The organism is Streptomyces sp. NPDC002888, assembly GCF_042888465.1.
Classification (GTDB): Bacteria; Actinomycetota; Actinomycetes; order Streptomycetales; family Streptomycetaceae; genus Streptomyces.
The window spans coordinates 255,803-268,607 of the sequence record NZ_JBIAPU010000010.1; the positions used below are offsets into that span (position 1 = coordinate 255,803).

Annotated in this window: 16 protein-coding genes and 1 tRNA gene; 6 read left to right on the top strand and 11 right to left on the bottom strand. The window is 68.7% G+C overall.

Features of this window, described 5'->3' with window-relative positions; translation table 11 throughout:
- Window positions 1-203 precede the first annotated feature (203 nt).
- Both ACFYWX_RS18870 and ACFYWX_RS18875 read left to right on the top strand, forming a co-directional pair.
- Window positions 204-2,033: an IclR family transcriptional regulator C-terminal domain-containing protein gene (locus ACFYWX_RS18870; RefSeq protein ID WP_389425162.1), complete on the top strand. Its 1,830-nt coding sequence runs from the start codon at window positions 204-206 to the stop codon at window positions 2,031-2,033.
- A 335-nt stretch (window positions 2,034-2,368) separates the two neighbouring features.
- Window positions 2,369-2,441 (top strand) — tRNA-Arg (locus ACFYWX_RS18875).
- Window positions 2,442-2,547: 106 nt separating this feature from the next.
- Here ACFYWX_RS18875 and ACFYWX_RS18880 read toward each other — a convergent pair.
- From ACFYWX_RS18880 to ACFYWX_RS18925, 10 genes are all read right to left on the bottom strand, one after another.
- Window positions 2,548-3,681: a tyrosine-type recombinase/integrase gene (locus tag ACFYWX_RS18880; protein WP_389425163.1), complete on the bottom strand. Its 1,134-nt coding sequence runs from the start codon at window positions 3,679-3,681 to the stop codon at window positions 2,548-2,550.
- Window positions 3,681-3,893 (bottom strand): excisionase family DNA-binding protein, encoded by a 213-nt coding sequence (locus ACFYWX_RS18885; RefSeq protein WP_384695342.1) that lies wholly within the window; start codon window positions 3,891-3,893, stop codon window positions 3,681-3,683. Before ACFYWX_RS18885 ends, ACFYWX_RS18880 begins: the two co-directional genes overlap by 1 nt.
- Window positions 3,886-5,166 carry a replication initiator gene (locus ACFYWX_RS18890; protein ID WP_389425202.1) on the bottom strand — a complete coding sequence of 427 codons (1,281 nt, stop codon included), beginning with the start codon at window positions 5,164-5,166 and terminating at the stop codon, window positions 3,886-3,888. Before ACFYWX_RS18890 ends, ACFYWX_RS18885 begins: the two co-directional genes overlap by 8 nt.
- Before the next feature lie 159 nt (window positions 5,167-5,325).
- Window positions 5,326-5,577, bottom strand: coding sequence for a SpdD protein (locus ACFYWX_RS18895; RefSeq protein WP_389425164.1), 252 nt, complete (start codon window positions 5,575-5,577; stop codon window positions 5,326-5,328).
- 22 nt (window positions 5,578-5,599) lie between these two features.
- Window positions 5,600-5,794 carry a hypothetical protein gene (locus ACFYWX_RS18900; protein WP_389425165.1) on the bottom strand — a complete coding sequence of 65 codons (195 nt, stop codon included), beginning with the start codon at window positions 5,792-5,794 and terminating at the stop codon, window positions 5,600-5,602.
- A gap of 16 nt (window positions 5,795-5,810) precedes the next feature.
- Window positions 5,811-6,002, bottom strand: a complete 192-nt coding sequence (locus ACFYWX_RS18905) for a mobile element transfer protein (protein ID WP_389425166.1) — start codon at window positions 6,000-6,002, stop codon at window positions 5,811-5,813.
- Window positions 6,003-6,013: 11 nt separating this feature from the next.
- Entirely contained in the window at window positions 6,014-6,640 is a 627-nt protein-coding gene (locus ACFYWX_RS18910) for a DUF2637 domain-containing protein (RefSeq protein WP_389425167.1), read from the bottom strand.
- Between the two features lie 83 nt (window positions 6,641-6,723).
- Window positions 6,724-8,100 (bottom strand): FtsK/SpoIIIE domain-containing protein, encoded by a 1,377-nt coding sequence (locus tag ACFYWX_RS18915; RefSeq protein WP_389425168.1) that lies wholly within the window; start codon window positions 8,098-8,100, stop codon window positions 6,724-6,726.
- Window positions 8,100-8,456: a hypothetical protein gene (locus tag ACFYWX_RS18920; protein ID WP_389425169.1), complete on the bottom strand. Its 357-nt coding sequence runs from the start codon at window positions 8,454-8,456 to the stop codon at window positions 8,100-8,102. Before ACFYWX_RS18920 ends, ACFYWX_RS18915 begins: the two co-directional genes overlap by 1 nt.
- A 170-nt stretch (window positions 8,457-8,626) precedes the next feature.
- Window positions 8,627-9,415 carry a GntR family transcriptional regulator gene (locus ACFYWX_RS18925; protein ID WP_389425170.1) on the bottom strand — a complete coding sequence of 263 codons (789 nt, stop codon included), beginning with the start codon at window positions 9,413-9,415 and terminating at the stop codon, window positions 8,627-8,629.
- Between the two features lie 110 nt (window positions 9,416-9,525).
- On the opposite strand from ACFYWX_RS18925, the gene ACFYWX_RS18930 reads away from it, so the two are divergent.
- Genes ACFYWX_RS18930 through ACFYWX_RS18940 form a run of 3 tightly spaced genes read left to right on the top strand, consistent with a single transcriptional unit; the run spans window position 9,526 to window position 10,785 of the window.
- On the top strand, window positions 9,526-9,933 hold the full coding sequence (locus tag ACFYWX_RS18930; protein WP_389425203.1) for an NUDIX hydrolase: 408 nt from the start codon (window positions 9,526-9,528) through the stop codon (window positions 9,931-9,933).
- A 46-nt stretch (window positions 9,934-9,979) separates the two neighbouring features.
- On the top strand, window positions 9,980-10,408 hold the full coding sequence (locus ACFYWX_RS18935) for an ATP-binding protein (protein ID WP_389425171.1): 429 nt from the start codon (window positions 9,980-9,982) through the stop codon (window positions 10,406-10,408).
- Window positions 10,402-10,785, top strand: a complete 384-nt coding sequence (locus ACFYWX_RS18940) for a hypothetical protein (protein WP_389425172.1) — start codon at window positions 10,402-10,404, stop codon at window positions 10,783-10,785. Before ACFYWX_RS18935 ends, ACFYWX_RS18940 begins: the two co-directional genes overlap by 7 nt.
- A gap of 17 nt (window positions 10,786-10,802) precedes the next feature.
- On the opposite strand, the gene ACFYWX_RS18945 is transcribed toward ACFYWX_RS18940, so the two are convergent.
- Window positions 10,803-11,237 carry a hypothetical protein gene (locus ACFYWX_RS18945; RefSeq protein ID WP_389425173.1) on the bottom strand — a complete coding sequence of 145 codons (435 nt, stop codon included), beginning with the start codon at window positions 11,235-11,237 and terminating at the stop codon, window positions 10,803-10,805.
- A 940-nt stretch (window positions 11,238-12,177) separates the two neighbouring features.
- Here ACFYWX_RS18945 and ACFYWX_RS18950 point away from each other — a divergent pair.
- Window positions 12,178-12,804 (top strand): hypothetical protein, encoded by a 627-nt coding sequence (locus tag ACFYWX_RS18950; protein ID WP_389425174.1) that lies wholly within the window; start codon window positions 12,178-12,180, stop codon window positions 12,802-12,804.
- Window position 12,805: the final 1 nt, after the last annotated feature.

Here is a 12,805-nt window from a genome sequence, read left to right on the forward strand (position 1 = left end):
CAGTTGTCTGGTGCCGCCAGGTGTCTGTTGCCGCCAGGTGTCTGTTGGCCGCCAGTGGTCTGGTGCCCAGCGCCACCCGTGCTGCTTTCGTCGTCGGGTGCCGGTGAACCCAGCGGACTCCTTCGCCGCCGGCGGCTGCCGGGGCGGGGGTGGCTTCGGATTACCGTAGGCATGCTTGCCGGGGATGCCGTAGCGGAGAGTCGATGCCTGCGAAGTCGAGCGTGGAGAGTGTGCCGGACGCCGTGCCGCCGGGCGAGGCGGTCGCGCCGTTGTTGCGTGGGGTCACTGTGTTGCGGGAGTTGACCGAGGCCGGGGGCGCGGTGAGTCTGAGCGGGCTGGAGCGGGCCACCGGGCTCGCGCGGTCCACGGTGGACCGGATCACGGCGACCCTCGCGCGGATGGGATATGTGCGGCTCGACGGGCGGGACGCCGTCCTCGCGCCCCGCGTGATGGAACTGGGCAACGCCTACCTCGCTGCCCTGCGCCTCCCCGCGCTGTTGGACGAGCGCGCGGACGCCCTCGCCGACGAGCTCGACGAGTCGGTGTCGCTGGCGGTCGCCGACCGGGACGGGATCCGGTTCATCCATCAGGCGACCCGCCGCCGCGCGATGTCCCTCAGCTTTCGTATCGGCGACCTGCTTCCCGTCGAACGCACCGCCCCCGGCCCCCTGTTCGCCACGGAGTGGACGGCCACCGACTGGCAGCACTGGCGCGAGCGCCGGGCGGCGGACCCGCAGGACCGCGGTTTTCCCGCCGTACCGCCGAGGGAACGGCCGTCCGCGGACGAGGAGTTCGAGCGAGCCGTGGCCCAGGCCGAGAAAGATCGCTTCGCGCTGGACGATCAGCTGATCGAGCCGGGCCTGGTGGCGGTCTCCGTCCCCGTACGGGACCCGCACACGGCCCGGATCGCCTGCGTGGCCAGCGTCGTCAGTCACACCAGCCGTCACACGGCGGCGGAGCTGCGCGACACGCTTCTGCCTCGGCTGCGGGCGGCGGTGGCAACCATGGAGGACGACCTGCGTGAGGCACCCGACCCCCGGCCCGGGCCGGGCCCGTCAGGCCTCGCGACCTGGACCGGCGCCTCCAAGCTGGAGCTCGGCCGCGAGTTCGTCGAGTCCCTCGCCCGCGGGCTGACCGTCCTGACGGCCTTCGGCGCGGGCCGGTCCGAGCTGACGCTCACGGACGTGGCGAAGGCCACGGGGCTGGCCCGGGCGACGGCACGCCGGGCGCTGATCACGTACGAGCACCTGGGCCTGGTCACCCGGCCGACCGACCGCGCGTTCACCCTCACGCCCCGGGTCCTGTCCTTGGGCTTCCCACCTCTGTCCCGCACCTCCCTCCCCCACATCGCCAACCCGCACATGCTCGAACTGGCGGAACGGGTCCAGGAGTCGACGTCGCTGGCCGTGCTGGTGCCGGGCGGAACGGGCAGTGCTGGTGGTGCCCGTGGTACGGGTGGGATGGGCCCGGAGCCAGTCCCTCGTGGTACGGGTGGGACCGGCCCGGGGCCAGTCACTCGTCGTACGGGTGGGACCGGCCCGGGGCCAGTCACTCGTCGTACGGGTGGGACCGGCCCGGGGCCGGAGATCCAGTACACGGCGAGGGCGGCCACCAGCCGCGTGATGACCGTGCACATCACCCTCGGCACGCGTCTGCCCGCGTACGCCACGTCACTGGGCCGAGTCCTGCTGGCGGACCTGCCGACCGCTGAACGCGACCTGGGCCCCCTGCACCCCCTGACCTCCCGCACGGTGACGGATCCCACGGCCCTCACCCGCGCCCTGGAGGAGGTGCGGGCCCAGGGATACGCCCTGGTCGACGAGGAGTTGGAGGAGGGCCTGCGCTCGATCGCGGTTCCGGTTCGCGACCGCACGGGCCGGGTGGTGGCCGCCCTCAACACGGCGATGCACCCAGCCCGCCGCACCCTCGACGAGTGCCTCCACACCCTCCTGCCCGAACTGACCGCGACGGCCGGCCGCATCGAGTCCGACCTCCACGTGGCCCAGCGCTTCACCCACGTCGCGCTGTCCTGAGCGAGACCGACGGCACGCCTCGGGCGCGTGGGCCGGCGGCTGTCCTCTCTCCGGCACCCGCAGCTACGTGGGCACCGGCACGACCCTCGCATCCCCGTCCCCCACCTGGCTCCTCACCGACATCCCGGTCGGCAGAGGAGCAGCGGGGACAGTAGCGGTATCACTGGCGGACCCGCCCGATGACCAAGTCGGCCACCCCTCGAGTCGCCCTCCGACACCCTCCGGACCCTGCCCACCAGCCCCCGGAGGGCACCCCACCAATGACCCGCACCCGCCCGACCCCTGATCCGGTACGCTGTGGACCGAGCGCCCCAGGGCGCCCAAGCACAAGCCCCGCCTTCGTAGCTCAGGGGATAGAGCACCGCTCTCCTAAAGCGGGTGTCGCAGGTTCGAATCCTGCCGGGGGCACAGACTTAAGGGCCAGCTCAGGAGGGGTTTCCTCCCAGGCTGGCCCTTCGTCGTGTTCGGGGCGTGCCACACGCGTGCCACTAATGCCACGCGGATGCCACATCCCCTAGTCGGGGGCTGCCTCTCCCCCGCCCTCGCGGATCATGGCTCCGAGGCGGTCAGCGATGGCCCGGTCACGGTCGCTGGTCATGTGCTGATAGATCAGCGCGGCGCGCGAGCTGCTGTGGCCCATGCGGGTCATCAGCTCACGGGTGCTGGCGCCGGCGGTCGAGGCCAGGGTGTTGCCTGTGTGGCGGAGATCGTGGAAGTGCAGCTCTGCCGTGACGCCCGCCGCCTTCCTTGCCGTCACCCAGTCGTCGCGGAAGTTGCTCCGCCGGAGGTGGCCACCCCGTGGGCCGACGAAGACGTGTCCGTCGCGGCCAGGAGCGGCGAACTGTTCGAGGTGGCGCGTCACGTCGTCGAGCAGCTCGGCGGGGAACGAGATGGCACGTACCCCAGCAGCGGACTTCGGCGCTTTGTCGAAGAGACGGCCGTCCTGCAACTCGGCCTGAGAACGACGGACACTGACGGTCAGTCCCTCCAAGTCGATGTCCCGACGGCGGAGGGCGGCGAGTTCACCGAAGCGCAGAGTGGTGAACGCGGCCAGGAGGACGAGCAGCCGGTAGCGCGGCGCAATGGCGTCGGCGACGGCGAAGACCTCGGCGACTGACAGGACCGGCCGCTCGGGCACGTCGTAGCGATCGGCGCCCTTGATGCGGCACGGGTTGCGCCGGATCAGTTCGTCGTCCACGGCCGTGTTCATCAGGGCCCGCAACAGTTGGTACGCCTTGACCACCGTCGGCTCGCCGATGCCGGCCGCGAGGAGCTTTCCCCGCCAGCTCCGCACACGAGCCGTCGTCACGTCAGCCATGGTCCCGGCACCGAAGGTGGGAAGGATGTGCAGCCGCATGACGGACTCAGACCGCTCACGGGTGCGGTCGGCAAGATTCCGGTCCCGCAGCCATGCCGTGGCGTACTCCGCGAAGTTCACCGCCCCGGCGTCCGGGTCCGACCACTGGCCGCGCGTGATGTCGGCCTCGATCTGGGCGAGGGCGACTTGGGCGTCGCTCTTGGTCGGATAGGTCTTCTCGGCCGGACGAAGTAGCCCCGTCTCGGGGTCGCGGTAGCGGACCTGCCAGCGGCCGGACTTGAGCTGTCGGACCGACCCGAAGCTTCTGCGCTGCCCCTTCTTGTTGGCCATCAGGCAGCCCTTCGCAGCGAGGCTCGCCGGTGGCCGATCGGCTGCACGGTGTTGGCGTCGATGAATGCGCTCAGCTCACGCTCCGGGATGCGGACGTGGCGGCCGACCTTGACGAATGCGATGCGTCGTTCGGCGATCAGACGGCGCGGGAAGCGTTCCGTAGTGCCGAGAAGTTCGGCCACCTGCGCCACGGTGAGGTAGCGGTCAGCCACGGGTGGGTTCTCCTTCCGTTCCGGGGGCGGGTTCGAGGGATGCGGCGAGCCAGGCTTCGGCGTCGGAGAGGCCGGTACCGGCGAAGACCCAGTGCGCGAGGACGTATGTCGTCTCGGGAGTGGGTTCGCTTGCTGCTGCCTGGGCTCGTCGCCATTCGGCGCGGGCGTCGCGGAGTGCGCCGAGGGTGGTGGAGTAGCGGCGGGACTTGGTGGAGAAGTGGCCGCGGAAGCCGAGCATGTGGGCCCAGGCCCGTAGGCGAAGGTGTTCGAGGTCCTTGCGCGCGCCGAGAGCCCAGGCGGTTCGGATGAGGCGGCGGGCGTGCTCGCTGATGTCGAGCTGGGCGAGTTCGGCGACGAACTTCAGCGGGCGGTCCAGAGCTCCCGTCGCAGTTTCCGCGCCCTTGGTGGCGTACTTGGCGATGTAGGCGGCGACCGCGCGTTCGGTGAGCTCCTGGCCGTCGTTGAAGTCGGCCGAGCGGATGGTGCGGACGTCGAGTTGGCGGCCGAAGGCGAAGCTGTGGGCGCGGCCGTCGATGGTCGGGCCGTCTACGCGGACCTTGGACGCGGCAGCCCCGATGGCGTCGGTCAGCAGCTCGGCGGTGGCCCAGGCAGGGGGCGGAGTCTCGCCGCCGCTGGGACCATCGAGGCGTATGACGGCGTGGAAGTGGACCGCGCCGCGCTTTTGGTACTCAGCGACCTTGGCGAACGAGACGCGGGCATGGTCGCGGAGCTCCCGCTGTGACAGACCAGCGCGCTTGCCGACCTCCCGGCGCAGGTACGTCGAGAAGCGTCGCCAGAGGGGACCGGCGTGCGCGTTCCAGAGGACGGCGGCTTCGTAGTCGTAGGTGTCCGGGTCGAGCGGGGTGCCGAGTTGCTCGTCCTCCTGGTCGTGCCGGATTCCGCAGCGGCAGGGGCGGCCGTCGGTGCGGCGGTTGTGAACCGGGCCGAAGCCGGGGGCGGTGAAGGTGGCGAAGACCCGAGGGTGGGTGGCGATGTCTTCCGGGGTGCCTTTGCCGCCGCGCAATCCGGCGGTGATCAGTTGGAAGGTGTCGCGGCGGTAGACCTCGGAGCAGGCCGGGCAGCGGGTCGTGCGGCGGTTGTTGCAGCGGACGAGGAGTTGGCCGGCCGGGAGGTCGCCCGAGTCGAGGCGGTGGAGGATGCGGCCGATTTCGCCGGTGGCGGTGTCGACGTCGTATTCGGTGCGGTGGCCGTCGAGGCGGATCGGGTGGGTGCAGCCGCCGAGTCCGGAGAGCTGGCGGAGGATACCGGGCAGGGTGCCGCCTGCGGCGAGGTTGCTGAGTTCCGGGAGTGGGGGCGGGGTGGCGCGGGTGAAGATGGCGGTTCTCCTTCTGACGGGCACTTCGGGAGGAGTGGGCCGCCGGGGCGGCGAGTACGTGGCGGTGTCGCGCCGCCCCGGAGGTCTGGCCGCAGGTCAGCGGCGGTGGTGTTCGCGGAGCAGGGAGCGAAGGACCACGGCGGCGACGGCGACCGAGATGGCCGTGACGGCGACGGCGGCCAGGAGCGCGGTGAGGACGACTCCGCCGACGAGGACGGCCGCGACGGTCTTCTGATCGATGGAGACGGATGGGAGCGAGCGCCGGACCGGGACAGGGGCCGGGTCGGTCGGTGCGTGGCTGTGCGCGGGCGGCGGGGTGGGGTTGTCCGGGTACTTGGGCAGGAACACGGCGAACTCCTTATCTACTCGTCTAGTCGTGTGAGCCGTTTACGACGTCCACGCCGGATCGCGTGCCGGACTCGATGGCGGGGGCGAGGAAGGTGCGCGAGAGCCAGAAGCCGAAGAGGGTGATCAGGACGACGATCCAGACGCGGACGCCGAGGAACTTGACCGCCGCCCAGGCGAAGAAGCCGAGGACGACGACGAGCGGAAGGCTGACGGTCACGGGGTACGGGGTCCTTTCAGCGGATGGGGCAGCGGTGGGTGCGGGCGGCCAGCTCGGCGGCGGCGCGACTGTCGTAGTCGACGGAGAAGTTGCAGCGCGGAGCGGTGCAGGCGGCGGTGTGCTTCTCGCGGCCGCGGTGGTCGTAGGCGGTGCCGACCTGCACGGGACCGATGCGGGTGACGTTGCGGAAGCGGCGGTTGGCGGTCATCAGAGCTCCCTTTAGAGGTGGGCGGCGATGGCTTCGGCCATGGGCGCCGGGACGCCGAGGCGGGCGCGCAGTGTGGTGACGTCCATGGGGGTGCCGGTTCGGGTGTGGTGTTCGGCGGCGACCTTGCGGGCGTGGTCGATGAGGGCTGCTGGGACCGGGACGGCGGGGCGCTCCGGCGGGGCCTCGATGGCGGGTGGTGCCGGGGTGGGCGGCTCGGGTTCGGTTTCGGGCTCGTCCTCCTGGTCCTCGATGACCTCGGCGTCGTCAACCGCCGTGGGCGCGGAGTGGGCGAGGAGCGTTCCGCCGAGGAAGGCGACGGCGGGCCAGCCCGCGACGAGGATGCGCAGCCAGGCCGGGACGTCGCCGAGGTCGAGCAGGCCGGCCGTGGCGACGTTCGCGCCCAGGGATGCGGCGAGCGCGATGACGAACCAGCACCAGGCCGCACCCTTGGCCGAGCCGGAGCGCAGTCGACGCCAGGCGGCGACGAGCAGCAGGTCGACGGAGACGGGATAGGCCCAGGCCTTCCAGCCGTCCTGTCCGGCCGCCACGGCGACGTCGTGAATGTGCGCGAAGGACAGCGCGGCAGCGATGAGCGCCTGGACGAGCACCGCGTCGATACGGGCCAGTTGGGCGCACATGAGGGCGTCTCCCTTCTGGATCAGGCATGGGAGGGGTAGGGACGTGGCGCGAGGCGGTCACGCCGACCGGTGAGGCGGGGGTGTCAGTCGATGACGGGGTGCGGCTGGACGATGGGGGCCGAGCTCTCGACGGGCCGTACGGGTACCGCGGGCCGGAAGGACTTCAGCGCGGACAGGTCGGGCACCAGGTGTGCCGCCTCCTGGCAGATATCGGCAGCGTCGCCGAGGGAGAGATACGGGGTGCGGATGCGTGACCAGCCGCCGGACGTGTCCCCCGCGACCGCGAGGCCGGGACGTTCGGCAGGGATGGCGCATGCGGCGAGGACCGCTTCCGGCGCGATGTCGCCGAGGGCCATCTTCGCGGAGGCTTCATCGTTCACCCGGTGGCAGACTCGGCCGGTGAGCTGGGCCCGGAGCATGGTCGCGCCCTTGCCGAGTTCGGCACCGAAGCGCTGCCCGCAGACCTCCAGGTAGATGCCGGCTGCGCGGCCGAGCTGGGCGAGGCGGATGAGCTGGGTGACCATCTCGTCGCGCCGTTCCTCGTCCTTGCGGGTGGCGGTCAGGAAGAGTTCGGCCACCTCGTCGACGAACAGGACGATGGGCACGGGCCGTTCGCTCTCGGGCAGGCCCCAGATGTCGGAGGTGATCTCTTCGTCCGGAGTGCCGAGGGCAATGCCCTGCCGGGCTTTGATCAGGTCGTATCGGTCCTCCATTTCCTTGACCAGGACGGGCAGCAGCTCTGCGGCTTCGTCCGGATCGGTGGCCAGCGCTGAGAGGCGCGAGGCGAACGGAGCCAGCTCGACACCGCGCTTGCAGTCGACGCCGACGAGGGCGACGTTTTGCGGTGCGAGGCCGGAGACGAGATGGCGCAGGTACATGGACTTGCCCGACAGCGTTGCGCCGAGGGTGAGTTGGTGAGGCACGGCCCGGTAGTCGCGCACGAAGGGCATGGCGTCCTCCCGCAGGGCGACCGGCACCCTGAGGAAACCGCCCTCGATCTTGCGAGGCATGCGCACTTTCCGCAGGACGTCGAAGCCGACCAACCGCAGTTCGACGACGCCGGGCTTGACGGTGGAGACGTACACGGCGTGAACGCCCCAGGCATGCCGCAACCGTCCGGCCGAAGCCGCAACGTCGGCGGGTTCCTGCCCTGGAGCGAGCCGCAGTCGCAGCCGTAAGCCCGTCGACGTTGGGCGGATGATGCCCCGACGGGGCGGGACGGGCCGCACCTCCCGTCGAGTGGTGGCCTTGACGGCGAGGATGCGCAGCCGGGACGGCGCGACCGTCAGGCCGCAGGCTTCCATGACCGAGGCGTACGAGCTGAGCAGCCGGACGGTAGATATCGGCCCGCCGACCGCCGACCAGTAGAGACCCGGGTGGTTGGCCCGGGCGTAGGCGGCCCCACCGCCGAGCGCGGCGACAGGACCACCCACCTCCACGAGCGTCGCGAGATCGGTCATCAGGCCGAGGCCCCCATAACGGCCGGGAAGGCGGCGGGGGTGACGGCGGCGGCCCGGAAGGCGATGCCGTGCCGCTGCTGGCCGTTGAACACGGACTCCCACGGCCGGGCGACCAGCCCCGGCAGCGAGACCGGCGCACCGAGGTTCAGCCCCTCGGAGACGCCGCCTTCCGGGACGGTGACCTTGATGAGCGAGGACTCCCCGTCCTCGATGTAGACGACGCCGATGGTCATCAGCGCTTCACCACTGACAGCGTCCTTGGCGATCTCGCCGGTCTGCCGGTCACGAACCTTCGGCTCGGGAGCCTCCGTCAGGAGGATGGTCGCGGCGGAGGCCTCAACACGGATGGTGCGCAAGGGTGCGTTCCTATCTACTCGTCTATACAAGATGCGATCTGTGAACCCGATCTCCCGGGCTCACGACGATCACCTTGCCACACAACTTGCCCACTCGTCTATACGAGTAAGCGTGTTGGGGTGTACGAGTTCGAGGAAGCGTCCTCGCGCACCACCCGCCCATCACCGGATCACGTGGCCGGGAGCTGGTACGACAGGACGTAGGCATCCGCCGCCATGACCGTGTCACAGACCTCCACGGGCCGCCCCTCGGTGTCGAAGGCCGTCCGGATCAGGTGGATCACGGGGACGCCAGCCGCCAGTCGCAGCGTGCGCACCTCGTCGGGCGAGGGCATCCGGGCGCGAATCTCTTCCTCGAAGTGGTCGAGGCGGTGGCCCAGTTCTTCGAGACGGGCGTAGATGCCGCCGGGTCCTGGGTTCGGCTCGGCGATCTGCGTGCCGCGGGCGATGTCGAGCGGCAGGTAGGAGGTGGCGAACTCGACCGGGCGCCCGTCGAGGAGGTAGCGGCGCCGACGCGCGAGGACCCGCCGCACGGACCCAAGCCGCGTGGAGATGTCCTGGCTGGCCTTCTCTTCCTTCACCTCAAGGCTGTCGACCTGCGGGTGGCTGCCGGCCGCATCCGCCTCGACGATGAACGCGGACTTCCCCTGCTCGCGGTGACGACGGGCGAACCGGTCGGAGGCGAGACGCCGCACGGGCGGACGCGGCCGGACGAAGACTCCCTTGCCGTGCTCGGCGTGGACGAGGCCTTCCCCCTGGAGGATGGAGAAGGAGTTGCGGACCGTCATCCGGGAGACCCCGTAGTGGTCGACGAGCTCAGCTTCCGAGGGCAGCTTCTCGCCCTCCCGGAATCGCCCACGGTCGATGGCCTCACGCAGCTGATCGGCAATCTGCCTGAAGACCGCACGATCGCTCGTGGGGTCGAGATCACCGAGCAGGCCCGAAGAAAGAGGGCTCACGTGTGTACTCCTTTAGGTATCTAGACGAGTGGGCGAGTGCTTGTTGCTACGGTGGAGAGCCTAGCCATCCGAGAGGGCCGAGGAACGTGAGCACAGAACGCCCGCACTCCGTGAGCGTGGCCGGGGTCGTCATCGACGCCCAGGGCCGGGCCCTCCTGATCCAGCGCCGCGACAACGGCCACTGGGAACCGCCGGGCGGCATCCTCGAACGCGAGGAGACCGTACCCGAAGCCCTTCAGCGCGAAGTCCTCGAAGAGACCGGCATCAAGATCGCACTTCCCGCGACCCTCACCGGCGTCTACAAGAACATGACGGGCCTGATCGTCTCGCTGGTCTTCCGCTGCGAGGCGGCCGACGGCACGCCGACCACCGGCGACGAGACCCGCGCACTGCGCTGGGTGACTCGTGAAGAAGTCTCCGAACTCGCCGACGAGGCGTACGCGATCCGCGTCATCGACGCACTCGACGCGGCGTCTCCGCCGGCCATTCGCGCCCACGACGGCGTGAAACTCGTCTAGTCCGAACCCGCTGCACATGGCGGCCTACCAGCATGAAGGAACTTGTATGCACGAGTATACGAGTACTGTCCGGGTCTGGGGACTGTCTTGCCCAGGTTTCCCGGAAGAGGTCAGCCGGGCCCGCCGATGGACGCGCGACGTCCTGCGCGGCTCCCCTTTTGCGGAAGACGCCGAGCTGATCGTGAGCGAGCTCAGCGCGAACGCGATCCTCCACACGGCGAGCGGACGCGAGTCCGGCAGCTTCCACCTGGCCGTCGCTGTCTCGGCTCAGGTGGTGGCGGTCTCGGTCACGGATGACGGAGGCACGGGCACGGCCCCCAAGGTTGAGCACCAGGACCAGGACGCCGAGCACGGCCGGGGCCTGGGGATGGTCAGCGCGATCGCCCACCGCGTCGTGATCCACGACAGCAACGGCGGCCGCACGGTCACCGCGGAGCTCTTCACCCACCCTCGCCGAGGAGGCCACCCATGCTGAGGACGTCGACCAGGCCCGGCTTCTGGTGCGAGTGCTGGACGGAGAGGTTGGACGGGCGGCAGCCGCCGGCGCTCTTCGGTTCCTTCGACGCCTACTCGGCGGTCGAGGCGAACAACTGGGTGGCGACGATCCTGCGCACCATCTCACCGGCACTCGACACAGCCGCTTCTCAAGAAGCGTGGGAACGGCTCCACGACCACCGCATCGACACCAGACGAGCCCTCTTGCGCCGGGAGCCCTGGACGGTGTCCATCACCCACGTCAACACGCGCATCACATGGACCGTCCGACCAGCACTCTTCCTGCCGCTCATCCACCGCCAGGGCGTTGAACTTCCGCCCTGCGTACACGACTTCAAGCCCTTCGCCAGCGGCTAGCGACCATCTCCAAGAAGTCAGCGCGGCACCCGCCCGACGGTGAACCCCTCACCATCCTGGAACTCGATCAACACCCCGCTGTCGACGAGGTAGATCCAACACTCAAAGCAGCAGTCCAGTACCGCCCCGGCATGCGCCGCAAGCAGGCTGGCCTCCAGGGCGAGTGAGGGCACCGCGAGATTGCCCCAGAACACAACTGCCAGCTCATCCGAACTCGCAAGACTGATCAGAAGCTTGCCAAGCTCCCCACCGTCGAAGGCTGGGGAGCACTGGAGTACCTCGGCACGCCGCCAGTCCAGCCGAGACGACCCCACAGAACCGAAACGGCTCAAGCTCAGAGCTGCGAACGTCCGGTCCTCCTCGTACGACAGCACCACTGCCGCGTCTCCAACGGCCCCCAGCAGCGCAGCGATCCCATCAGCCTGTGTTCCATAGCTGGCCTCGGCACCCAAGGCACTCCCCACGTCCATCCCCCTGTCCGACGCACTAACTCTCGGGCACCACGACACCTCGCAGCAACGACGTGCACAGAAAAGCCGATCACAGCCACCGTCAACCATCAGCTGGGATCGAAGTGTCAAGCATCTACCGGGACCGGACAGCCCCGCACGTCCGACTGAGTTACAACTTTCTCTACTGGTTCAAGGCGGCCCGCCTACGGCGGCCCGCGCGCGCTGGCGGCCATGGGCCGCCGTCGCTCCATGTCTCCGCCACCGCTACGGCGGCCCAGCCACTCAGCGCGCAACACCGCAAAGGCGGACAGTCAGATCAGGAAGCAACCCAACCAGCCCGAGTCACGGACTAGGCCGACACCCACCCAGCGCGACCGCGCCACCCATCCGCCACCGCTTCGAAGCCGCATGGCGTCAGAGTCGCAGCCCAGTTGACATACCACGCGGCAACACCCAAGCCGGAATCAAGATGCGGCCCGTAACTCACGGAAGAAGCGTGGCTGAGGCCTGTGCGGGGTTGCTGGAGGCATACGTGGCGGGTGCTCGTGCGGCGCCCCCGCCGTCGTGGCTGACTTTCGGCGGCTGAGGTCAGGACCGGCTTTATGCACCGAGCGTGAACCTTCGACTATCACCTATTCAATTTCGCCTGGTAAGTACATAACACAACGCGACAAACAGGGCTACTCGGTGCAGCATTGAAGTGTGGCTGAAGGATACAGGCCATCTCCCGGCAGCGGCGCGCCTCCCCACCAAGCCTTTCGGAGGCAGCGGGCCACAAGTATCCCAGATCTGTTGCATGGCCGAAACGGTCGAGTCGATTACGCACACCGACGCTCGGTTGGCCGCACACAGGCGGCCTGCTGGCGCTGATGAGTTCCGCCCACTCTTAAGATCCACCCTGCCGGCAGCTGAGCACAAGCAAGTATGGGAGTGACTGAAGATGATCGTCCAGTGGTGCGTGAAGGGGCTTGCACTTGAAAGCGATCAAGACGCAAAGGATCTAATAGACTCTAGCCGTGGAATCTGCTGCAACTGGTGGCGACGGGTCGGAACCATCTCCCCTAACTGGATAAGAGATAAACTGACTCCACAGAATCTTGATCTCCACATAAATCATTTCACAACCCCAGACCCTGCTACGGGTGACCCGTTTAATGTCGCCACTCCATTTATTTCCTTGTCGGCCGGCACCGTAGAGCGTGACGCGGCAGCGCAGACAAATATCGTTCACCGTGCCCGCATGACCGCACTCTGGTTTGGCACGGATTTTGGACGCCGGGATCAATGTTATCTCTACCTCTGCTGGGTCGTAGTTGCTCCTCGCCGCGCTGTGCAAATTGAAGGAGTATCGGAAGAGCCGAGAGACCTTAACACGTATCGACGCTACTCCGCTTACCAGACCGAGGGCGAAATAACGGCCAAGGTGCTCATTCCAGACAATCAAATCATGGGCTGCGAAAAATGGGAGTGGGATCAGAATGCAAATATATTGAGAAAGAATTGGACCCATCCTAACCCACGCTTCACCCCACCGGAAACGCTTTCCAACGTGAGGGAGCTGATTTGAA

Bases quoted from the DNA above. Each gene is read 5' to 3' on its own strand.
- ACFYWX_RS18870 (WP_389425162.1), top strand. From the start codon at position 204: ATGCCTGCGAAGTCGAGCGTGGAGAGTGTGCCGGACGCCGTGCCGCCG.
- ACFYWX_RS18880 (WP_389425163.1), bottom strand. From the start codon at position 3,681: ATGGCCAACAAGAAGGGGCAGCGCAGAAGCTTCGGGTCGGTCCGACAG.
- ACFYWX_RS18905 (WP_389425166.1), bottom strand. From the start codon at position 6,002: ATGACCGCCAACCGCCGCTTCCGCAACGTCACCCGCATCGGTCCCGTG.
- ACFYWX_RS18910 (WP_389425167.1), bottom strand. From the start codon at position 6,640: ATGTGCGCCCAACTGGCCCGTATCGACGCGGTGCTCGTCCAGGCGCTC.
- ACFYWX_RS18915 (WP_389425168.1), bottom strand. From the start codon at position 8,100: ATGACCGATCTCGCGACGCTCGTGGAGGTGGGTGGTCCTGTCGCCGCG.
- ACFYWX_RS18935 (WP_389425171.1), top strand. From the start codon at position 9,980: ATGCACGAGTATACGAGTACTGTCCGGGTCTGGGGACTGTCTTGCCCA.
- ACFYWX_RS18940 (WP_389425172.1), top strand. From the start codon at position 10,402: ATGCTGAGGACGTCGACCAGGCCCGGCTTCTGGTGCGAGTGCTGGACG.
- ACFYWX_RS18950 (WP_389425174.1), top strand. From the start codon at position 12,178: ATGATCGTCCAGTGGTGCGTGAAGGGGCTTGCACTTGAAAGCGATCAA.